This is a genomic window from Paenibacillus residui (assembly GCF_042677205.1).
GTDB lineage: Bacteria > Bacillota > Bacilli > Paenibacillales > NBRC-103111 > Paenibacillus_L > Paenibacillus_L residui.
This window is the reverse complement of record NZ_JBHTIU010000008.1, coordinates 15,365-37,683: the sequence shown is the minus strand read 5'-3', so window position 1 is coordinate 37,683 and position 22,319 is coordinate 15,365. Positions and strand designations below refer to the sequence as shown.

Annotated in this window: 19 protein-coding genes and 2 pseudogenes; 4 read left to right on the top strand and 17 right to left on the bottom strand. The window is 48.4% G+C overall.

What is annotated here, in order from left to right; all coding sequences use genetic code 11:
- Positions 1 to 15: 15 nt before the first annotated feature.
- The 6 genes from ACFQ03_RS02190 to ACFQ03_RS02165 all read right to left on the bottom strand — a co-directional run bounded on the left by ACFQ03_RS02190 (position 16) and on the right by ACFQ03_RS02165 (position 5,104).
- Entirely contained in the window at positions 16 to 909 is an 894-nt protein-coding gene (locus ACFQ03_RS02190) for a class I SAM-dependent methyltransferase (protein ID WP_379285758.1), read from the bottom strand.
- Positions 887 to 1,699 (bottom strand): ABC transporter ATP-binding protein, encoded by an 813-nt coding sequence (locus ACFQ03_RS02185; protein WP_379285756.1) that lies wholly within the window; start codon positions 1,697 to 1,699, stop codon positions 887 to 889. The genes ACFQ03_RS02190 and ACFQ03_RS02185 overlap by 23 nt, the downstream gene beginning before the upstream one ends.
- Before the next feature lie 12 nt (positions 1,700 to 1,711).
- Positions 1,712 to 2,827, bottom strand: coding sequence for a FecCD family ABC transporter permease (locus ACFQ03_RS02180; RefSeq protein WP_379285754.1), 1,116 nt, complete (start codon positions 2,825 to 2,827; stop codon positions 1,712 to 1,714).
- Complete coding sequence (locus tag ACFQ03_RS02175) at positions 2,827 to 4,059, bottom strand: ABC transporter substrate-binding protein (RefSeq protein WP_379285752.1); 1,233 nt, start codon at positions 4,057 to 4,059, stop codon at positions 2,827 to 2,829. The genes ACFQ03_RS02180 and ACFQ03_RS02175 overlap by 1 nt, the downstream gene beginning before the upstream one ends.
- A gap of 75 nt (positions 4,060 to 4,134) precedes the next feature.
- Entirely contained in the window at positions 4,135 to 4,284 is a 150-nt protein-coding gene (rpmG, locus tag ACFQ03_RS02170) for a 50S ribosomal protein L33 (protein WP_379285750.1), read from the bottom strand.
- Positions 4,285 to 4,507: 223 nt separating this feature from the next.
- A complete protein-coding gene (locus ACFQ03_RS02165) occupies positions 4,508 to 5,104 on the bottom strand; it encodes a DUF2268 domain-containing protein (protein WP_379285748.1) in 597 nt (198 codons plus the stop codon).
- A 176-nt stretch (positions 5,105 to 5,280) separates the two neighbouring features.
- Here ACFQ03_RS02165 and ACFQ03_RS02160 point away from each other — a divergent pair.
- Positions 5,281 to 5,508: pseudogene (locus tag ACFQ03_RS02160) on the top strand (RidA family protein); the annotation flags it as partial.
- Between the two features lie 27 nt (positions 5,509 to 5,535).
- Here the strand turns inward: ACFQ03_RS02160 and serC are convergent.
- Both serC and ACFQ03_RS02150 read right to left on the bottom strand, forming a co-directional pair.
- Complete coding sequence (gene serC / locus ACFQ03_RS02155; protein WP_379285746.1) at positions 5,536 to 6,621, bottom strand: 3-phosphoserine/phosphohydroxythreonine transaminase; 1,086 nt, start codon at positions 6,619 to 6,621, stop codon at positions 5,536 to 5,538.
- Positions 6,622 to 6,701: 80 nt separating this feature from the next.
- The gene (locus ACFQ03_RS02150) at positions 6,702 to 6,860 is read right to left on the bottom strand and encodes a hypothetical protein (RefSeq protein ID WP_379285985.1); all 159 of its coding nucleotides are present in this window, start codon (positions 6,858 to 6,860) and stop codon (positions 6,702 to 6,704) included.
- 229 nt (positions 6,861 to 7,089) lie between these two features.
- On the opposite strand from ACFQ03_RS02150, the gene pdxR reads away from it, so the two are divergent.
- Positions 7,090 to 8,520, top strand: coding sequence for a MocR-like pyridoxine biosynthesis transcription factor PdxR (pdxR, locus tag ACFQ03_RS02145; RefSeq protein WP_379285744.1), 1,431 nt, complete (start codon positions 7,090 to 7,092; stop codon positions 8,518 to 8,520).
- A 58-nt stretch (positions 8,521 to 8,578) separates the two neighbouring features.
- On the opposite strand, the gene ACFQ03_RS02140 is transcribed toward pdxR, so the two are convergent.
- The 5 genes and pseudogenes from ACFQ03_RS02140 to ACFQ03_RS02120 form a co-directional block, all read right to left on the bottom strand.
- Positions 8,579 to 9,769, bottom strand: coding sequence for an acetylornithine transaminase (locus ACFQ03_RS02140; protein WP_379285742.1), 1,191 nt, complete (start codon positions 9,767 to 9,769; stop codon positions 8,579 to 8,581).
- A gap of 34 nt (positions 9,770 to 9,803) precedes the next feature.
- On the bottom strand, positions 9,804 to 11,033 hold the full coding sequence (locus tag ACFQ03_RS02135; protein WP_379285740.1) for a benzoate/H(+) symporter BenE family transporter: 1,230 nt from the start codon (positions 11,031 to 11,033) through the stop codon (positions 9,804 to 9,806).
- Between the two features lie 21 nt (positions 11,034 to 11,054).
- Positions 11,055 to 11,676, bottom strand: a pseudogene (locus tag ACFQ03_RS02130) (YggS family pyridoxal phosphate-dependent enzyme).
- An 86-nt stretch (positions 11,677 to 11,762) separates the two neighbouring features.
- Complete coding sequence (serA, locus tag ACFQ03_RS02125; RefSeq protein WP_379285738.1) at positions 11,763 to 13,355, bottom strand: phosphoglycerate dehydrogenase; 1,593 nt, start codon at positions 13,353 to 13,355, stop codon at positions 11,763 to 11,765.
- An 881-nt stretch (positions 13,356 to 14,236) separates the two neighbouring features.
- The gene (locus ACFQ03_RS02120) at positions 14,237 to 14,494 is read right to left on the bottom strand and encodes an SDR family NAD(P)-dependent oxidoreductase (protein WP_379285736.1); all 258 of its coding nucleotides are present in this window, start codon (positions 14,492 to 14,494) and stop codon (positions 14,237 to 14,239) included.
- 496 nt (positions 14,495 to 14,990) lie between these two features.
- Here ACFQ03_RS02120 and ACFQ03_RS02115 point away from each other — a divergent pair, with 496 nt between their 5' ends.
- Complete coding sequence (locus ACFQ03_RS02115; protein WP_379285734.1) at positions 14,991 to 15,503, top strand: hypothetical protein; 513 nt, start codon at positions 14,991 to 14,993, stop codon at positions 15,501 to 15,503.
- A 196-nt stretch (positions 15,504 to 15,699) separates the two neighbouring features.
- On the opposite strand, the gene ACFQ03_RS02110 is transcribed toward ACFQ03_RS02115, so the two are convergent.
- A complete protein-coding gene (locus ACFQ03_RS02110; RefSeq protein ID WP_379285732.1) occupies positions 15,700 to 16,170 on the bottom strand; it encodes an SRPBCC family protein in 471 nt (156 codons plus the stop codon).
- A gap of 1,319 nt (positions 16,171 to 17,489) precedes the next feature.
- Here ACFQ03_RS02110 and ACFQ03_RS02105 point away from each other — a divergent pair.
- Positions 17,490 to 18,581 carry a Cfr family 23S rRNA (adenine(2503)-C(8))-methyltransferase gene (locus tag ACFQ03_RS02105; RefSeq protein ID WP_144938572.1) on the top strand — a complete coding sequence of 364 codons (1,092 nt, stop codon included), beginning with the start codon at positions 17,490 to 17,492 and terminating at the stop codon, positions 18,579 to 18,581.
- A 165-nt stretch (positions 18,582 to 18,746) separates the two neighbouring features.
- On the opposite strand, the gene ACFQ03_RS02100 is transcribed toward ACFQ03_RS02105, so the two are convergent.
- The 3 genes from ACFQ03_RS02100 to ACFQ03_RS02090 are packed head-to-tail and all read right to left on the bottom strand — an operon-like array spanning position 18,747 to position 22,224.
- Positions 18,747 to 19,583 carry a sugar ABC transporter permease gene (locus ACFQ03_RS02100; protein WP_144938575.1) on the bottom strand — a complete coding sequence of 279 codons (837 nt, stop codon included), beginning with the start codon at positions 19,581 to 19,583 and terminating at the stop codon, positions 18,747 to 18,749.
- Positions 19,580 to 20,887, bottom strand: a complete 1,308-nt coding sequence (locus tag ACFQ03_RS02095) for a sugar ABC transporter permease (protein WP_144938578.1) — start codon at positions 20,885 to 20,887, stop codon at positions 19,580 to 19,582. Before ACFQ03_RS02095 ends, ACFQ03_RS02100 begins: the two co-directional genes overlap by 4 nt.
- Before the next feature lie 20 nt (positions 20,888 to 20,907).
- Positions 20,908 to 22,224 carry a sugar ABC transporter substrate-binding protein gene (locus tag ACFQ03_RS02090; protein WP_144938581.1) on the bottom strand — a complete coding sequence of 439 codons (1,317 nt, stop codon included), beginning with the start codon at positions 22,222 to 22,224 and terminating at the stop codon, positions 20,908 to 20,910.
- Between the last annotated feature and the right edge of the window lie 95 nt (positions 22,225 to 22,319).

The window sequence follows — 22,319 nt, the reverse complement described above, 5'->3', positions numbered from 1 at the left end:
GGTCCCTTTCTACTTCTAGGCTTCTTTAGCTTCTAATGCTCCCTCGACTTTTAATGCTCCGCTTGCATAGAGCTTTTGCGGTCTCCAATACAAGAGCGCCGCTTTGAACTGGTGTGTGTACAGATACCCTCCATCGTGTTCAATCACATATTGATGGAGGATGGCTTCCGCAGCTTTGCGGTCATAATCTGCATCCTGAATGGCGGCGAGATTGGCCTTAATCAGCTGCTCTTCGCTGTCGTAGCGATAGGTCCGCTGTATATCAATAATCTTGCAGTTGGCATCGATACCTAACTCATACAGCATGTTAGTTAAATAGATGTAATCCCGCCGCTGAAATTTGATTTTGCAGCCGAGCTGACGATGGATTTCATACAAATGCGGTTTTTCCGGCCCGCTAGTCAGTCCAATGATCGCCAGCCGTTTAGCTGCATGGTTCATATTCAGAAGCGCCCGGTCAATCTGCTGCATCCTGTAGTAACAGTTGATCCCAAAGACAACGTCAAAGGATTCGGCAGGCGGCATATACTCTTCCCACTTGGCGTGAATGAACCGGGTATGCGGAAGACCTTGCCGCCTCGTCTCCTCCTGCAAATAATCGAGCACACTGCGGGAACTGTCCACACAAGTCAGCGCAGATGCTTTCTCCGCGGCAGCAAACGTGTAATTGCCCCAGCCCGGACCGACTTCCAGCACGCTGTCACCAGGCTCAATGAGACGGAGAAGCTCAGTCCGAATAGCTGCCGCATAGTCATCCAGCGCATTCGCTTTTTTCGGAATAAACGTTTCCCAGAACGCTTCTTCCTTGCTATCATCCGTCATTCGTTCCGGCAGTTCGCCATTCCAGTCCTTCATTCCTTCCTGCCAAAGCTGTTTGAAATTCATGTCAAATCGTACACCGTGATACATAAAATTCCTCCTTCTGATATACCTGAAGCGGCTCTACGGCGGTCATTTTCATCCCGTGAGCCGCCTGTTCAATCTCCATCCGCACCCCGTAAACAGCCTCCATATTGGGAGCGGTAAACACTTCTTCCGGTGTGCCGTTGGCAAATACAGTGCCGTCCTTGAGCATATAGACGACATCCGAATAGCGGGCGGCCAGCTCCAGATCGTGCAGAATCAGTACAACAAGAATTCCGGAACGCTTCGCCAGACCGCGGACGATTTCTAGCACTTCAAGCTGATGACGGATGTCTAGCGCCGAAGTCGGCTCGTCGAGCAGCAGCATGTTTGGCTGTTGAGCCAACGCGCGGGCGATCAACACTTTCTGCCGTTCGCCTCCGCTCAGCTCATCCATATAACGCTCGGCATAGTGCTCCAATCGAAGCTCGGCAAGCAATGTTTCGACAATATGCAAATCCTGCCGCTTAACTCCCCAACGAATGTAGGGCTTGCGTCCAAGCATCACCGTTTCCAGGACCGTAAGCGGGAATCCGGATGAAGCTTGCTGCGGAACGTAGGCCTGAATTTTTGCTAAATCCGTTGACCTGATCGAACGAACATCCACACCGTCAATCTTCACTACTCCCTTCTGTGGCGGAAGGATAGAGGCCATACTTTTGAGCAGCGTTGTCTTCCCCGCCCCGTTTGGCCCAACGATGCTGGTCACCTCTCCCTTGCCGAGGCTCATATGAATATTGTGCAGGATGATATTGGAACGGTAGCCCAACGATAAGCCCTCAATGTTTACGAACAAGGCTCTCCCCCCTTACGTCCAGTACTCCCGACGTTTTTTGATTAGCAAGTAAACGAAAAAGGGGGCGCCGAAAAAGGCAGTCACGATCCCGACCGGAATCTCAATCGGAGACAGCAGCAGCCGGGCAACGGTATCCGACAGCAGCAGAAGCAACGCACCGGTTAGGCATGAGCATGGCAGCAGATAGCGGTAATCCGTGCCGATCATCATCCGGCTGATATGGGGGGCCACCAGCCCGATGAACCCGATAATTCCGGTAAAAGCTATCGTGGTCGACGCCATCAGCGTCACCACAAGCAGACAGATCCAGCGCATTCTCTTCACTTTAACGCCAAGCGTCTTCGCTACTTCCTCACCGGATACGAGAGCGTTCAAATCCCACGCATACTTCATCAGTACGAACAGCGATACGGTAAATAACGGCAAAAGAATGTGCAGCACCCCCCATTCAGCTCCCCAAAAGCCTCCCATGAGCCAGACGATCAAGTCTTTGAGTGCCTCGTTATTGGAAAAATACTTGAGCGCCGATACACCAGCCGCGAACAATTGGCCGATCGCCACGCCTGCAAGCAGCAGCACCGTAGTGGAGCTGCTTCTCAAGCGCGAGATACCGTAGACGACCCCTACTGCTAAACAACCGAATACAAAAGCATTGAAAGCGATCAGCCATTGACCGCTACGGACAAGATTGATGCCAAAAGCGCTGGCACCCGCCACAATGGCGAGCGCTGCGCCGAACGAAGCCCCGCTGGAAACGCCCAGCGTGAACGGGTCCGCCAGCGGGTTGCGCAGCAGCGCCTGCATAATCGCTCCTGCTGCAGCAAGAGCTATGCCGGTCACCACCGCCATCACAATTCGCGGAAGGCGGACTTCACGCATGATATACGCGTTCATTTCATCTACAGCGCCTCCCGTCAGCATTGCCCACAGTTCCTGTAGCGGTACATCTGCCGAGCCTTTCATGACCGCTGCTGCCGCTACAAGCACCAGCAAAACAAGAAGCAGGGCAAGCAGGAGAAGCTTGCGCATTGAGCTGCTGCGATACAGGAATGCCATAGGGCGAGCTGGCGATACGGGCTCTAACGATTCCAGTGACTGCGTCTCGTTATGGCGGATTGATTTCTCCATCAATGATTCTCCTTGAACGAATAATACCAAATCCCTTGATAAGGAACGCCAAGCCATTGTTCAAAATACTCTTTGGCGTAAGCGCCCGGGTCAACATCCTCAAAGCGGTCGGGATACAGCCATTTGGCAAGCTGCAGCACCCCGATATATCGTTTATCCGACCCGATAAAATTCGTATGGAAGAAATAGACTTCCCGATTTTTTCCGGCATTTAGCTGGTCAATAGAAGAGATCGATACAATATTGGAAAATGCCTCTTCGAGCGGCTCCGCATCCACTGCCTCATATCCGCCAAGCCAGGTGCCATGCAGCGTAATGACGTCCGGATTTCGCGTAAGCACATATTCTTCATCGACCATGATCGTCGTAGAGGCTTCAGCCGGATTCCACTGCAAATCGGCCGCATCTTTACCCCCAGCCAAAATCGTGGCATAGCCTTCACCTACTCCAGGCTCGCCGCCTAACGATTCGCTCGGAAAAACGCGATAGCCCCCATTGGAATTCAGAAAACCTGCGGACAGCGCCATGACACTCTTTTTATCGCCTTCATCTATCGACTGGATCCGTTCTGCCGGGATGCTTTCGATTTGGTGCTTCCATTCCAGAAACTGAGCAGCCCTCTCTTCTTGAGCGAACAGTTTGCCGAGCATTTTCCATTCTTCATCGACCTGATCTGGCAAGAAATTGTTCATTCGGATGACCTTAATACCGGCAGGCTCCAGTTTTTCTTCCAACCGCTCATCAGGCCGGTTCGTATAAGCGAATACGACCTGTGGCCTCAGGCTGAGGATCGTTTCGAGATTAACCTGTCCGGTTTCCCCGACTTCCGGCAAGCTGTCGAGACCGAGATACGGGTTGTTTTTGACCGTATTGTCGCCAGTAGCGATAATACGATCGCCCGCTCCGAGAAGGGTGATCGCTTCTGCCGTATTTCGATTGATGACGACCGCCTTTTCAATCGGAATACCCAGTGTAATTTGCTTGCCGCTTGTGTCCGTGAATGTCCAAGTAGTTGGCTCAGTCTCTGCTGGCGGATTGGATTGCCCGTATTGCTCTCCCGCTGCAGATTGCTCAGCTTGCCCCCCTGCTTCAGATTGCCCGGACTGTTCCCCCACCACATCTGGCTCGGGAGCGTTCTTGTCGGCTGAGCAGCCTGTAACCGAAAGTGCGATAATGATTGCGCAGACCAAGCCTGTGAAGCCGCCTGTCTTGACTAATTTTCGGGTGAACAACTTGCCTCTCCTCCGTTATATGTAATTTTTACGATTAATGAAGAATGAAATACCCGGACCAAAGTCCGGGCAAGATTACCTCGTTTCCCGATGCAAGGTTATCCGTCTCAAACGCGGGCTATACTTGCGAAGCTCCAACCGATCCGGATGAGTTCTCTTGTTCTTCGTGGTCGTATAGTTACGGTCTCCCGTCTCCGTACATGCTAATGTAACAATAACTCTCATAGCAAACACCTCCGCTTTTTATTGAAGTGAAATTCGTCAAAACATCCAGTTCATGGATGCCGCAGTTTGCAACTCTTCCGTCGCTGCTAGATTGGGAAACTCGCCTGGAAACTGGACCCAGTCCTGAGTCATTGCGGAATCAGTTGACTATTCGTCAGAAAATGGGCTTGTATTATTCGTAATAATTACGTTTTAATTAGTTTAACAACAATCCCTCATGCTGTCAATTCAAAGTTTCATTCCAGTATTCCCTGACTTCGTCCAGGATTTGATTCGCTGGGGTTATGGTCGCTTCTATGATCGATTTTCCCGTCTTTTGTAAATAGTATTGTACTAAATAATATCCGCAGGCATAGCCCGCGCAATACGGCATACCGACCGGCGTGGAGCTCTGGAGTTTGGTCAATTCGTCGCCGTATAGATACGGTGCTATTTGATCAAAACCCGTTATATGCAGCCGTTCCTTCAACACGGGCTTGATCCGGCTATTCAGTGTTTCCGCATCCGTCTTTGAAACCCAAGGGCCGAGAAGCTCCTTCCCGTACAGTTGAGTCGCAAAATTTTCCGCCAGCCCTTCGCTGACAATCAGCTCGCCCAAGGTGACGGTATGGTCCCATTGGATGTACTGGTAACGAACATTGTGATTGACTTCATGTGCCAGAGCCGCCTTCAAACGGGGCAGCGTATATGCATTGGGAACCAGCGTGCATATAATGTAACCGGGAATCCCCGTATAGGGAGGAGCGTCCGATTGATATTGACATCCAAGCTTATTTCCTCTATATATATTTATAATTCTGTAAATTTTTTCTCTTCGCATTCAATAAGAAAGGAGTGTTCAATCCATGAAGAAAAGATCTTTAGCGTTTATTTCTTGTGGATATGGATACTCTACTGCTGTTTTTTTCTAGAATTCATGATTACGGGTGAAGTGTGTCCAAAAATGAATTGTCAAAAACGGCAGAACATTCTTATATTGCGGAGGTATGTTTTATAATGGAAAATTCCAAAATTACAAGAAAAAACCCTGAAGGTATGCATGGTCCGGTAGGCAGCTACACTCATGTTACCAAAATTCCAAGAAATTCCGAGCTGTATGTTACTTCTGGTCAAATCGGAGCGGATCGAAACGGTAACATTCCCGAGAACATGAACGAACAAATCAAGAATACTTTTGACAATATCCAAACCGTTTTACACTCAGAGAAATTAACGTCAGAGCACTACAGCCTCTTTTCCCATTATTTAAACTCAACCATTCCGCTTTTGGAAATCAGCAAGAAATTCCGCTAATGTTTTGCAATGCTCGTAAGGTACAGCATTATAAACGGAAGCACGTAAATGCCCTGCATCTCGATGTCCTTTTAATCCCATGAATCCTTCTTGTTCCAGTTCAACAAGCAGTTTATTTTCGATTTCCGGGCTGGATATACCGAAAGTAATATTCATCATGGATCTGCTGTCCTTATGAGCCAATCCTCTATAAAAACCGCCACTAGTATCAATCACATGATAAAGCAAATCCGCCTTCTGCCGATTGCGCGCGGCCATCTCCGGTAATCCACCCTGATTCACAATCCACTTCAACACGAGGTTCACCATATATACTGAAAAAACTGGCGGCGTGTTAAACAACGAATTATGTTTGGCATGTACGTTATAACTTAACATATCAGGGATAGCTTCGGGAATACGCTCCAATAAAGGACGGTGGACAATGACAATGGTGACGCCTGCTGGCCCTATATTTTTCTGTGCGCCTGCGTATATAAGTGCAAATTTCGATGCTTCGATGGGTCGAGACATGATGTCGCTGGACATATCCGCAAAAAGCGGAACATCCCCGGTATCAGGGAAGCTCTTGTATTGTATGCCGCCAATCGTTTCGTTTGAAGTGAGGTGGACATAAGCCAATTCCCTCGGAATACCCAGGTTGTTTAGATCAGGCAACCGTTTGAAATATTCTTTTTCCCCGCTTGCCAGAACGAGGGTCTTCCCTATTTTCTGCGCTTCTTTCCACGCCTTTCCCGACCATGTTCCGCTGTTTACATACCCTGCTGTCTTTCCTTTGGTCAAAAAATTGATCGGCACCATACAAAATTGCGCGCTTGCTCCCCCCGGTAACAATAAAACGTCGTAATCAGAAGAGAGCTCGAGCAGTTCTTTAATCAATTGCTGCGCTTCATTATGAATGGCTTCGTACGGTTTACTTCGATGGGACATTTCCAGTATCGATGCACCGATCCCTTGAAAATTGTGTAATTCTTCCTGTGCTTCTTGCAATACTTCCGATGGCAAGGCTCCCGGACCAGCATTGAAATTATACGCGTAAGTCATCGATTGCACCCCCGTAATTAACCGAATTTTCGTGCTATCAGACAATTAAAGTTCTTCATATTGAGAAAAACGGGACGTCATCAGCGTAAATCAACCAAAACAATATGATTATCTGTACCTCCCGATGCAACAGTCAGCCCTTCATCCATTAGCGCTACTTCCAATATTAGGGAATTGTTAATAGTTTTCTCCACATATGATTTGAACTCGGCATGATTATGTTCCTCTCTATCAGTTATTTCGTTGCCTAATTGTTAATTCTTGTCCTACGGAGGAAGGGATCGGTTAATTCTCCCGATTGCAAAAATTTCTGATTAGATATGCAAAATTCGTTATATCTAATCCTATCGTGTTGCTAAAGCGACGATTGTCATGATAGTATATCAATCAATGGATTGATATAAACCATCCATATATACGTGATTTCAACAATCCATAATTTCAGTAGAAATACTGGAGGTGAATCGAATGCTAAAAGTGAACCGGGATGATAAACGTCCCATTTGGCAGCAGCTGCTGGACCAAGCGATCCATAATATTACAACCGGGAAATGGCCGCCCGGCGAATTACTGCTCCCCTCCCGCGAACTCGCTCAATTGATTGGCGTTTCCCGTTCCACCATACAGACTGTTTACGAGGAATTATTCAGCCGCGGGTATACCGTAACCTCTCGCCGCGGCGGGACGAGAGTTAGCGAGTGGACCTATGCGGCCCGCCCTTCAGAGGATGCTATTATCGAAGAACTCGTCCCTCCCGAATTGCCTTTATTAAACGCTGCAGTCGGCCATTTGCACAGTTGGTTCGGAGATAAAGACAATCAAAAAGCAGAGATCGATTTCAGTCCTCATGAGCCGTATTTGGATGAACATTTTCAAAGAAACTGGAGGCAATCCTTTTTACAGGCCTCCGCAGAAACAGACCTGGACAGTTGGGCTTACGGCGACGCCTATGGATTCCTGCCGCTCCGAGAACAGATTCAACGTTATTTGTCACTTGAACGAGGCGTTCATGTGAATACCGATCAAATCCTATTAACCTCGGGCGCACAACATAGCATCGATTTGATCGCCCAAGCCCTTTTACATGAAGGAGAAACGGTTTCGGTTGAAGATCCCGGCTTCCCTGCTGCCTGGATGGCGATGAAGTATCGGCGTATGCAAGTTGTCCCCGTTCCGGTCGACGAGTACGGGCTTTGCGTAGACCGCCTTCCGACTGGGTCCAAACTTGTGTTTGTTACGCCATCGCACCAATGTGCGGTCGGAGTCATTATGTCGGAGCCTCGCAGACAACAATTGTTGCACATGGCCGCCGAGCATCGGTTTTGGATTGTGGAGGATGATTACGACAGCGAATTTCGATATCGCGGCGATCCGCTTCCAACCTTGTTCAGCCAGCAACCTCAGAACACGTTGTATATGATGAGTTTTTCCAAAATGATTGCTCCCGGTATTCGGATATCGGCAATCATCGGTCCCAAAGAGGCCATTCGACAGTTAGCTAAGGTCCATGAATTAACCTATCGTCATCTTCCGATTATGGAGCAATTAACGCTTGCTCATTTTATCGAGCATGGTCATTTCATGCGTCATATGAGACGAGTTCGAAATGTATATCGGCGCAGACACGAGGCCATGACGAAGGCCATCATCACGTCAGGCCTGAGTGAACGCTTCACATTAAGCGGCGTAGAAACGGGATTGCATATGCTTCTTGAGGCTGAATCATCGTTTGACGAAGAAGCCGCGACTAACTTAGCGCTCGAACAAGGAATCCGGGTTTATCCGCTTAGCAAGTATTGTTTGGAAAGCGATCGAAAAGGATGGGTACTCGGTTTTGCTAAAGTAGATGAAACCGCCATTGAAGAAGGCATTTTTCGTCTGGCGGGGATGCTTTTATGATACAGGCATCCCCGCGGAAGCATTCATGTTTCCATCATACGCCCGATTTCACCCTTACTTATAGTCCATTCGTGCTGCCGTCCGGTTCCTTCAGAACATGACCTAATATATGGACCGCTTGATCTATTTCGTCGCTGGTTACGTATAAACTTGGCATCAATCGGATCACGTGGGTTCCTCCCGGCAAGACAAGCAGTCCGTTCTGATGTAATTTCTGAATGATTGGCGCAACAGGTTCCGAACACTCAATACCAATGAGCAGTCCTAACCCCCGTACTGCACGAATGACAGGATAAACTTTTAAATCATTTTCCAGCTTGTCCAAGGCATACGCCCCCGCTTTTTTTGCCCGTTCGAACAACCCGTCCTCCATCAATGTTTCAATAGTCGCCAGCCCGGCTGCCGTGGGAAGAGGTGAACCGCCAAACGTGGATGCATGGCTTCCGGCTGAAAAGGCACCCTCTAGTTTTGCCTTTCCCATCATAGCCCCAATCGGCAGACCGCTAGCCAATCCCTTCGCCAGCGTGATAATATCCGGCTCGATTCCATAATGCTCGTAGGCAAACATGCTCCCCGTTCTTCCTATTCCGGTTTGCACTTCATCGACGATCAGGAGAATTCCCTTTTCCTCGCACAACTTGGCCAGTTCAAGCACGAATTCTCGTTCCGCAAGATGAACGCCGCTCTCTCCCTGCACCAGTTCCAGCATGACAGCAGCCGTTTTCTGCGTAATCCTGCTTCTTACACTCTGGATATCATTAAAGCGGGCATGCACAAACCCTTCCGGAAGTGGAAGATAGCCATCCTTGACTTTCTCTTGTCCTGTAGCAGTCAAGGTCGCAAGTGTACGGCCATGGAACGATTGTTCAAACGTAATAATTTCGTATCTCTCATTCCCAAGCACACGTTGGTGATACCTGCGAGCACATTTGATAGCCGCTTCGTTTGCTTCAGCGCCGCTATTACAGAAAAAAACGAGATCCGCACAGCTGATTGCCGCAAGTTTCTCGGCAAGCTCTTCCTGCGTCGGGATATGAAACAAATTGGATACATGCCATAATTGCTCCAGTTGTTCCTGAATTCGCGCCTTTACCCGATCCGGGACGTGACCCAAATTACAAACGGCGAGGCCCGTCATAAAATCCAAATAGGATTTCCCTTCATCATCCCACAGTGTCGTTTGATTTCCCTTCACCAGTGTGAGCGGGAATTTATTATAGGTAGGAAATAAATAACTCTTCCTCAGCATAACCACCACTTTCTTATAAATTATTTCCCGACTCCTATTGTTTTTGTTCGGCTTGTTGCACTCCACTCGGTCTGTATTGCTTTTTGTGAAATTTCCCATGAATAAACAGATGTGCTGCCAAACCCGCGACAAGTCCCCAAAATGCGCCGCCGACACCAAGCAAGGTCACATTCGCGGCTGTTGCTAAAAATGTAATCAATGCGGTCTCGCGTCCCTTCGGATCCGTTAAAGCGCCCGCAAGGCTGCCGCCAATGGTGCCAAGCAATGCCAATCCCGCTAACGTTGCAATAAAGGTTGCAGGAAGGATCAGAAATAAAGCGGCCAATGTCACGCCAAAAATGCCGACAACAATATAGAAAATGCCACAGGCAATGCCTGCAATATAACGTTTTGTCGAATCCTCATGCGCATCCTTCCCTGTGCAAATCGCTGCTGTAATAGCTGCTACATTAAAAGCGTGCGAGCCGAATGGCGCTGCAAGAAGCGAGCCCAAACCCGTTATGGTCAAAATCGGATTCGCGCTCGTCTTAAACCCATCATTCCGCAATACGAGCATTCCAGGCATGTATTGTCCCGTCAATGTAATAATAAACAACGGCAATGCAACGCCCAGTATGGCATGTAACGAAAACTCCGGAACGACAAATACGGGTGAGGCAATCGCCAATCGGATCGTGCTGAAATCCGCTTTCCCCGTACTGATCAAATGCACCAGTCCGATGGCCAGTATGCCTACAATCGCATAGCGGGATGTAAACCGTCTCAGCACGACATAAGCGGCAAACAGTATAACGACAAGCAATGGGTCAACTTGCACCCCTCCGAAGGCCGAAATGCCAAACTGCAGTAAAATGCCTGCTAGCAGCCCGGAAGCGATACCCGAAGGAATAAGCCGGACGAAACGTTCAAACATGCCCGATAACCCTAGAACAATAAATGCTAGAGCCGAGATAATGTAAGCGCCAATGGCTTCCGGATAAGGGGTTACCGCTAATGCCGAAACGAGAAATGCCACACCTGGTGTTGACCAAGCCGTAATAATTGGTTCCCGGTATCGATAACTTAGCCATATCCCGGTTATACCTACACCAATGGAGATCGACCATATCCATGAGGCGGTCATTTCGGGACTTAGGCCTGCGACTTTTGCTGCCTGAAACACGAGAATAAAGGTGCCCCCATAGTTGACAATGACAGATATTAAAGCGGCTATGGTCGGCGATATCCAATCACGGCCGCGCAGCGAAGGTGATGTTGTGTTCATATCTTTTCTCCTGCCTCTCCCCTAATCGACCTGACTCGCGTCTTCATTCCAGTAATAACTGTCCGGCAAGTAACGTTGGCCGAATACACTTGTTCCTACGCGAATGATGGTAGCTCCTTCTTCGATGGCTACCTTAAAATCACCAGACATGCCCATGGAGAGGATATCCATTTCTACCCGTGGAAGCTTCTTCTCCCTAAGCCAATTCCAATGCCGATTCCGGCGGAGCGCCAAATTTGCTTTCTTCGTAGGACGTATTGATTTGTATCAGAATATCCATAGTCTTGTTTTCTTTAACGAGCTGATTGTGCAAAACCTGCCCCAATTTCAAACGGTCCACAGAATGAATGAGCGTAACATATTTGATAACGTCCTTTACTTTATTCGTTTGCAGATGTCCGATAAAATGCCATTCCACCTGATTATACTGCTGCATAAGTGGAAATTTCCCCCGCAGTTCCTGCGCTTTGTTTTCTCCAAAGAGAGCTGCACCCGCTTGCATGGCCATTTGCAGCTTTTCAAGCGGTACGGTTTTGGTCGCCAACAACAATTGCACGTCCTCGATCTTGCGCCCGGAAGCTCGGCATGCCAATTTCATCTGCTGTTTCACGGTTTTGAGATTCTCTTCAACTGGATTCCCCATGTCTCTTACCCTCTTTCTACTCCACGTTTGTAAATGATCCTGTTAATTTAGGCTCCCTGCATCCCTTTATCCGCCACATTGTTAAATTAATCAAAGGCGATCTCCCGTACGCGCTTAATTTCCGGTATTGCGTATAACGATTCCATCACGTTCTTGGGTGCTTTTTTATCGATTTTTAATATCATGACCGCCGAACCGCCAGCTTCGTTGCGGCCCACTTGCATCGTGGCAATATTAATGCCGCTATCCCCGAGCAATGTTCCAACACGCCCAATGATGCCCGGCCTATCCTTCTGTGAAATTAACAAAACAAATCCATCAGGTGAAATTTCAACCGGATAGGGACCGATTCGGACAAGACGTTCCCCGACGCTGGGCAGCGCAGACCCTGTCACCCATCTCTCCTCGATTGCCGTCTTTAATCGAATCGTAATCTCGCTGGACGAGCTTTGGGTTAACAGAGATTTGCGCTCCACAAGATGAATGTCACGAAACTTCGCCAAGTGAATGGCATTGACGACATTGACTTGTTCCGCACCGAGATGGTGAGAAAGTATACCTTTAATCACATAAGGGGTTAGTGGCGATATATCCAGATCAGCAAGTTCGCCTGAACATTCGACTGTGACTTGACATACGGCGCCATCGGTCATCTGGGCAATCGCTTTTCCCAATTGTTCGCACAATGTGAAGTAGGGTTGTAATTTGTTCAGCAAGTCGGTCGGAACGGCCGGCATATTGACTGCATTTTTAAACGGTTCATGCCGCAGGATATGGATGACTTGCTCGGAGACATCAACGGCTACATTCTCTTGTGCTTCCAAAGTAGACGCGCCCAAGTGCGGGGTAACAATTATTTTGGGATGCCTTAAGAACGGGTGATCCGGCGCCGGAGGCTCGTGTTCAAATACATCAAAAGCGGCGCCTGCCACAATCCCTTCGTCGAGCGCCTCAACAAGAGCCGCCTCGTCAATAATCCCCCCGCGGGCGCAGTTGACGATCCGCATTCCCCGTTTCATGACGTCAAATTGCGGTCCCGCAATCATATGATGCGTTTCATTCGTTAGCGGCGTATGAACGGTCATGAAATCAGCTGTCCGTATGACTTCATCTACTGTCGTCAGCTTGATGCCCAGTTTGTTTGCCTTTTCTTCAGGTAGAAAGGGATCGTAGCCGATAACGGTCATCCCAAAAGCCGCTGCGCGTTTGGCCACTTCGATCCCAATTCGGCCAAGCCCGAGCACACCGAGTATCTTGTGTCGCAATTCAACGCCAAGGAATGATTTGCGGTCCCAATGCCCGGCAACGGTTTGGGCATAGGCCTGCGGAATATGCCGGGCCAATGCCATCATCATCGCAAAGGTATGCTCGCACGTTGTGACCGTATTGCCATCGGGTGCATTGACCACGACAATTCCTTGGCTCGTTGCAGCATCCAAATCAATGTTATCCACACCAACCCCTGCCCGGCCAATGACTTTCAATTGAACACCGGCTTCCACGATACGCCGAGTGACTTTCGTTTGAGAACGGACGAGCAGCGCATCATAGGGACGGATAATGGAAATAAGCTCTTCCTCGCCGAGTCCTGTTATTTTGTCGACTTCCACATCCGCAGCACGCGTCAGTTGCTGCAATCCAAAATCACTGATCGGATCCGATACCAAAACTTTAAACATCGACATTCCTCCTTCTCTATGTACAAACAGACTGTACGTCAGTTAAATTGCGGGCTTGTACTTAGGAATTGTTCAGCCTGTGTCACATTGCATGGATGAAGAACACTATGCTAGTATATCAATAGATGGATTGGTTATATATATCCAAAAACGGTGTTTTCGAGCAATCCAAAAGAATCCATGAATGAGGCTAACTGTATTTTGTGTAGGTAAATTGGAGCGAATGGGGCAGATGGACTAGAATAGATGGAACTACTCAGACTGTTGAAAAAATCGGTCGCGGAAATTTTCGTCATTTGTACGATATTTCATACAAAAGCAAGACATTCACGGCTGTGCACGGCTGTTTGGACGATATTTCATACAAATGCAGGACATTCGCGGCAACGCATGTCTATCTGTACGATTTTTCGTACAAAAACGCACTCGTTCGCGCCAACCTTCGCGCATCTGTATCTTTATTTTGATTACTCAAGAGATGGATACGAGAGCGTAGATGCTTTTTCAACAATCTGATGAAATCCAGTTAGATCCCATGCCCACTCCAAACCCAGGCGTTGCGAAAATGTAAAAAGAGAAAAGAGTCCGCGAAGGGACTCCCATCATGCTTCTTAAATTATTTGGAATTTGCTGAGCCGTACCGCTAGTAACGGCAAATATTTAGGCTGTCCCATACTTAGTTGATCTTAAGTTCTCCGTGTTTTTGATTAATCAATTCTAATGTGAGGCGAAGCAGCCTTTCGGATTGATTTTTGTTTAATATAACTTGAGCCATATCTAATTTCTTGTTTTGTTTATAAGCAGTTAGCGGACCTTTAGGCGGCGACTTTATGAAATGAAGAACGGGTTCTACTGCTTTGTGGACAGGCAGACCAGTTATTTTATAAATGAGCTTGACCAATATTTTCAACAGCTTGTACTTCGTTGACTATCCGGATATTTTCAGAGACGAGGCTTAAATCTGCTTGGAGAAATAAGAATCTGTCTTCCCCATCTAAGCGGGCAGCCTCTAGTCGCAATTCTTCGCCTTTCTCAGAACTGCGACCGATAATAATGACATGCTCCCCATTACGTAAAAGTTGTAAGGCTAATTCTCTTCCAATCCCATCGGTTCCTCCGGCTATTACAATCGTACGCATTGTGATTTTCCCCTCAACGATTTTCATCGGTGCACTTGCTACAGCTCCTCGACGATTCAATGTACTAAAGAGAGACTTAGGTAACATTAGCACCAAATCGTTAACGGATGTTCTGCGCTTCTTGGAGCGGTTTGTTTATTGGCAACGTCTCGCAAACATAAGATACCGCTCAATTTGGCGAATCCCCAATTTTGAACATTCAGATCCCCCTTTTTCATACAGCATCATCTCATTTCCGCAATTATTCAATTAATTTAGTTCAATTATATTTCAATAAAGTGTATGCTATTTTATACAAGTGTAATAGACAGATAGTGTCGAGGGCTTCATTATATAGAAAGCTATCGGAAGGGAACTAAACCTGGATAGCTGGTCTTTTGAAACAGAAAACAAGATCATCAAGCGTGTCAAAATAGAGAATTTTGAAAACTCGTTTTTTTGAGTAGTATTGAAAACTGATAGGTTTCATTTCTTAGTTTAGAAGGGAGATTGTCTTTTGAGCATAACAAATGAGAAAGATATGAAGTCAGATATAGCTGATAAAACTTATTTGTCTAAAAGATGGGGCTATGTCGCAGCTTTTGCGCTGCTGCCGTATGCGATTTTAAAATCGCTTTGGGCATGGGGATTTACGATAGGACTTACTACAGAACAAGCTGTACAAGATGTGGCGGGGTTTGGTGATACTTTAAAGGAAGGACCTGCTTTTCTATACACGTTATATACCGTCGGAATAGACTTCACAGCTATTTTGGCGATACTGGCCTCTTTATTTGCTTTAGCTTTCGTGACTTCCTGGGGGGAGAAACTGCCCAAATGGTTATTAATCATATCAGGATGGTCAGTTGGGATCGTGACAGTTCTAATTAGTTTCATGACAGCTCTTCAATTTTTCGGAGTGCTTCCAAAAGGCTACGCTGAGGGGTTAGCCGTTTGGGTGTATGTGGTAACTTACGGAGGATTGTTCTTATGGGGAGTAACTGTATTTATAGCGACCCTGTCGTTCTAGCAACGGATTAAAAATAAACAGCCTTCCCAAACTTTGTAATCAACGCATTCATCGGAGGCGAGGGCGATCACTCTGGAAATATTCATGATGCCCGAGGTATTCCACTCTTCTCCTCCGATACGCTGCGTAAAAAACTCCCCTTCAACACTGCTATTTCCTCTTGTTTCGATTACCAGACGTCTTACATTCCATATATTCACTCGAGAAATGCGGCAAGATTGGCCAGCGTGGAACTCATCCCGGCTTCATGATCTTCTTGACGGATGCCTTCGGGCACATTCTCGCACACAATCGTCACTTCGGTGCCGCCCGGAACCTCGTCCAGATGCCAGGTCATGATCATGGCTCCGGCGAACGCAGGATCCTCTGAATCGAACACGATCCGTTGCACGATCCGCTTATCCGGGACGAGCTCGAGGAATTCTCCCTGCGCCACATCCGCATTTTCCGAAGATTTGCCCGTCGGATGGTCCGAGCCGATATAGGTAAGCGTCATGCGATATATCCCGCCTACCCGAGCTTCGAACGCATCGATTCGGCCTTCCATTCCTTTCGGAGGAAGCCAGGCAACGAGCGCCTTCGGGTCCATATATGCCCGATAGATTGCTTGCGGAGGCACCTGAATGTTTCTCGAAGCAGTGTCCGTTCTTTTCGATTTGTCATTCATCTTCATCGTTCCTTTTCATTATAATGAATCGAAGAGACTCTCTATTTAGCTCTATATTATACAAGATCAACAGATTACATTTCTTATCGATTGCTATTCCGTCACTGATCCGCTCCTCCGACTTAACTTTCGTCCATCGTCCACTCCTGTTGTGGTTAATAGGGATTTGCCTGCATTAAACTTACATTTAATGGAAAATGAATGAAACTTTTAGACTCTCCCATATATTCTAAGTGGATTTCATACAGTTAGATTTCTATATTCGGAAGAAATATGGAAACTAACTGGAAAACCTACAGCTAGTTTGCGCCAAAACAGCCGTTTCGCCCAAAGTTGCCCATTTTAACTGTAGTTTATCCAGTTAGTTTGATCGTTTTCGCCCATTCGCTTGAATCTACCTGTACAAAATACAGTTAGACGCGCCATTCCACTTGCAACGGCACCAGCAGACGGTGGAATAGACGGATTTCCAAGGTAGTTTTCGAAACTAACCTCTAGCTCACAAACTAGCTGCATGAAATCCAGTTAGATCCCCGTTCCCACTCCAAACCCAGGATACAGATCCGTCGCCTTATTTAGCTAACGGGCAGATTAGTTTAATTGTAATTTGCTGAACGTCACCACCATTAACGACAAATAATTAGGTGGTTCCGTTCTTAGTTGATCTTGAGTTCTCCGTGTTTTTGTTTAATCAATTCTAATGTAAGGAGAAGCAGCTTTTCGGATTGATTTTTGTTTAATATAACTTGCACTGATCCCTTTTAAGGCTTCACTTGGAGTAACACCATGCTGTTTGCGAACAGCTTTGGCGAATGATTCGGGAGTTTCATAGCCATTTTGACACCGTTTTATGAGCTTGAATCCATACCGGATTTATGATAAATTAGACTAGTAATTCAAACTGAAAGGATGAACTCAGGCCAATGTACAACTAATCCTGTCCACACGAATGCTTCGTGAATAGGTATATTTTCCGGACAGGATAAGTATGGGCTTTTGTATACATTTGCGAGATTTCTCCCCCCTTTAATGAGGGGCGGTCTCTATTTCGCGTATGAAGCCTCCTGTCCGGGAATGATGCGGACAAGAGGCTTTTTTGACGTTCATCAGCAACAGAAAGGGTGAGCCCCAAGACGATGTACAACTAATCCTATCCAGACGAAAAAATTCGTAACTAATTTACGCTTTTTTCCGGATAGGATACGTATGGGCTTTTTCAGATACTCCTTTAGATTCCCCTTGCATGAGGGGTGTATCTTATTGGCGTATGGAGCCTCCTCCTATCCGGGAAATGAAGCGGATTATAAGGAGGAGTTTTCATGACCAAAGGTACATTCCATCAGTTATCTAGTGAAAAGATTGCAACAAAATATGGGCAATTGCAGCAATTGCTGCATGCCGAGAACGAGCCGAAATTCAGGTTTACCCAAATCGCGCAAGCGATATTCAAACAAAAAATACATCAATTCGAAAACATGACCGTATTGCCAAAAAGGTTGCGCGAGAAAATCGTCGAACAATTCGGCAGCAGCATTCTTGGAATTAAACCTGTTGCGCAAACATCGTCGCCACAGGCGGACAAGGTGCTCTTTGAACTGTCCGGGGGAGATAAAGTAGAAACTGTGGCAATGAAATACCGTGCAGGCTGGGAATCGTTTTGCATCTCTTCCCAATCCGGTTGCGGCTTCGGCTGCCGTTTTTGCGCTACCGGTACGATCGGATTGAAGCGAAACCTGACGGCCGACGAGATCACCGATCAAATTTTATATTTCACATTAAAGAATCGTTCCCTGGACAGCATCTCCTTCATGGGGATGGGAGAAGCGCTGGCTAATCCGCATACTTTTACCGCCATCCGAACATTGACCGAACCGGAATTATTCGGATTAAGTCAAAGGAGACTTACGGTTTCCACCATCGGCATCATTCCGGGAATTCAGAAGCTGACGCGGCAATTTCCGCAAATTCATCTCACCTTCTCGCTCCACTCTCCTTTTGACGATCAAAGAAGCGAATTGATGCCGATCAACAAAAAATATCCCCTGGCAGACGTGCTGGAAGTATTAGATGAGCATGTGAAAATGACGGGGAGAAAAGTATACATTGCTTACGTCCTGCTTCCCGGGGTGAATGATTCGCCGGATCATGCCAAGAAGCTGATTTCGATTTTAAGGAAAAGAATGGACCTGAAGCAGCTTTATCACCTAAATCTTATTCGTTACAATCCGGCCTTGGGTGTAGCGGACGATTACAAGCGTCCTGAAGAGCATGATATCCGTTCTTTTTACCAGCAAATCAAGCAAGCGGGATTCAAGGCAACCATACGTCAATCTTTCGGTGTGGAGATTGACGCCGCCTGCGGACAATTGTACGGCCAGTATGAAGCGAACAAGCGTTTTTCCGACAACTAGCGACCATGCTCGTACTTAAAGAAGAAAGCCACATTCAATAGCCTGCAGCGGACTTTCGCCGCCAAGTATAGCCCATGCCGGGCGCACTCCAACAAGCCTTCCGGCCCACCGCTGCGGTGGATCGGAAGGCTTGTTGCTGTCTGACGCCAAGAAGCTGGGCGGAGGCTACCCTTTGGAGGCTCCTGCAGTCAAGCCCTCGACCAGGAAGCGCTGCAGGAACAGAAACAGCAGCGTCACCGGGAGAGCGACCAACACCGCCCCTGCGGCAAACAATGTAAATTCAGTCGAATTCCGCTGGCTTACCATCTGATACAGGCCGACGGCGAGCGTGCGCTGCTCCTCTGTGCGCAGCACCAGATCGGCAAAAATAAAATCGACGAAGCTGCCATTGAAGATCATCAGGCTGGCATAGGTCAGCATTGGCCGCGACAGCGGAATCATGATTGAGAAAAACAATCTCATATGGCTTGCACCGTCGATGCGCGCCGCATCCTCCAGGCTGCGGGGGATCGTATCGAAGAAGCCTTTGGCGACAAATACGTTCGTAATAATTGCTCCGCTGCTGTAGACGAGCACAAGCGCCCAGTGAGAATTGAGCAGATTCATCGTATTAAGCAGCACATAGATCGCGATCATTGCCATAAAGCCCGGGAACATCTGCAGCACCAGCAGTGTGGACAGGGTCGCTTTGCGGCCGGCAAACCGGTACCGGGAGATGGCGTAGGAGGAAAGCAGCAGCAAGAAGGTGCCGAGCACCGTGGACAGCGAGGCAATCTTGAGCGTATTGATGAACCATAACGGGTAACGCGTATTTTGAAACAGATTGCGGTAATGCTCCAGAGTGAATTCCCGCGGAATCAGCGTATCGCTGAACAAGCTGTTGCCCGTCTTGAGCGAGGACATAATAATCCAGAGGGCCGGAAACAGGCTGATGCAGCTGAGAAGCACCAGCAAAGCGTAGCTGATTGATAATTTTGCCTTGGCGACCGCCCGTCTGTTCATGCGATCATGTCCTCCTCTTTATAGGATCTGGTTCTGCGGTAGCTCCAGATGGAGAACGTCGCTACGAGCAGGAAAATAACGATGCCGATCACTGATGCGAAGCTGTACTGTGACTGGTTAAGCGCCAGCTTGTAGAGCCAGGTAACGAGCAGGTCGGTATGGCCGGCATACTGGTAATTGGAGTTGACCGGATCGCCGCTCGTCAGCAGATAAATAACGTTGAAGCTGTTAATATTGCCGGCAAATTGCATAATCAGAATGGGCGCTGTTGCAAACAGCACCATCGGCAGCGTGATCATGCGGAACTTTTGGAATGACCCTGCGCCATCCACCTCCGCCGCTTCGTACATATCTTTGGGGATCGTCGTCAGCACCCCGATCGCCAGAATCATCGTGACCGGAATGCCCAGCCACATATTGGCCAGAATGACCGTCACCTTGGCCCAGAACGGGTCCGTCAGCCACGGCAGCCCCTCCAGTCCCATCGACCGCAAATAACCGTTCACCGGACCGAACTGGCTGTTGAACATATTGCGCATCACAAGCAGCGAAATCATGTTCGGGATTGCAAACGGAATGACCAGCATTGTACGCCACAGCTTCTTGAACCGGATGCCCGGCTGTTGAATGAGCACCGCCACTAGGACACCGCCGACATAGGTGGTGAAGGTGGCAATTACGGCCCAGGTGAGCGTCCAGGTCAGCACACCGACGAAGGTCGTGCTCCATACCTTCAGATTGACCATCTTGGCAAAATTGTCAAAGCCTACCCAATCGATCAGATTGGCCGGCGGCAGGATCGGATCGGCATAATTCGTAAAAGCCAGCAGGATGGAAAAGATAATCGGCAAAATCGTCAGGAACAGCACAGACACTGCCGGCAGCGCCAGCACAAGATAGGCAAAGTGCTTGCGGTTAAGCTCCCGCAGCGACTCAATGAAATGATGGGGCTGCTCCCCCTGGTCGCGCGAGCGCCCGACCAGGTAAGCATCCCTGATATTAAGCAGATAGACCACTGCGAAGAGCAGAAGGGCCAGCACCGCCATCAGGCCGTCCACCATCATGAAGATCGAATGGTCGCCCTCCACCATCTTGGTCAGCTTGCCTGTCTTGACCATTCTGCTCGGCTCAACCCCCAGTGTAATCAGGCCGTATACGTAATCCTTCAGATGAAACACTATGCCGTATACCCCGGCCGCATTACCGCATAGCAGCAGCAGTCCTTTGACATACTGGCGATTATAGATCTGCCCCAGACCCATCATGAGGATGGAAAGGATAACGGCTTTTGTTCTGCTCTGCATTCCGTTAACCACCTTCCATGTTATTTCGCATCGATATCCGCCTGAATCGTCCTTACTGTCTGATCAAGCGTCTGCTTCACATCAAGGTTCGGATCATCCCATACAGAGATGAACGCTGCCTTGAGCGGGTCCCATACCGAATTGATCTCGGCTACCGACGGCATCGGGACGGACTGCTGGAACTGCTGGAAGAACCCGCTCATAATTGGATCGTTCTGCAGCTCGGGCGCCTCCCCGGCTTCGATATGGGCCGGAATCGCACCGGTCATCTCATAGTTTTTCAGCTGATTTTCCTTGCTGCTGGCAAAATGCGCAAACATCCTCGCAGCGATCGGATAACGGCTATACGAATTGACATAATACGCCTTCACCCCGGAGAAGGAGAGCGAAGGCTGGCCGTCAGGCGTTGCAGGCAGCGGTGCGACGCCAAAGTTGACCTTATCCTTGAAGGCCGCAACCGACCATGGGCCATCGATATTCAGAGCCAGCTTGCCTTCCTGGAACAGCTGGGTCTTCACATCATAGGTCACATCCCCCGCCTTCATTGGCAAAATGTCGCGCAGACTCCGCAAGAAGGTGAAGCCTTCGATCGCTCCTTCCTTGTTGAGCCCGATATCTTCAGGATTCGTATTGTTGTCGCCAAAGATATATCCGCCGAAGCTGCCGATGAACGGATACGTGTAATAGCCGACGAACTCCCACATGACCGCGTATTTATTCGTCTTCGGATCATTATAGGTTTTGGCAAACTCGATCACATCATCCCATGTCTTCGGCGCTTCAGGCATCAGGTCCTTATTATAAAACAAGCCATAGGTTTCTACCGATTTGGGGTAGCCGTACAGCACCCCTTCATAGGACGAGGCCTCCAGCGCCGCTTCAACCATGGATGCGCGCGTTTCCTCTTCGAACAGATCGTTTGGCAGCAGCAGTCCCGCCTTAACCGCCTGGCCGATCTGATCATGCGGCAGCGTCAGTACATCCGCGGCCAGCTTGGACGGGCCGTCGGTTGCCAGGCGTCCGCCCTGCTGCCCGCCGGCCAGTTCCTCGACCGTAACCGGGATGCCATATTCAGCTTCAAAAGCCTGCGCAAGCTGCTGCATATACTCCAACTGCTCCTTTGCTTCCCATACGACCAGCTTCGCTCCCTCCTCAGGAGCAATCTCCTCTTCCCCTACTGCTTCTACATTAGGGCCTTCCCCGTTCCCGGGACCTGTATCCCCAGGCGTATTCCCCGGCGGATTGCCCCCTCCATTGCCGCCGCAGGCTGTCATCACCAGCAGCAGAGCCAGACAGATCAGCATGAATGTCCATCTTTCTTTTGGTGCTTTAATCATCGTACAACCCCCATTCTTTTACATTTGGTGTTACATGTGGTGTTTATGCGCACGTGACTCCTGAACGGGCAGGATGCGCCGCTTCTTTCGCAAAC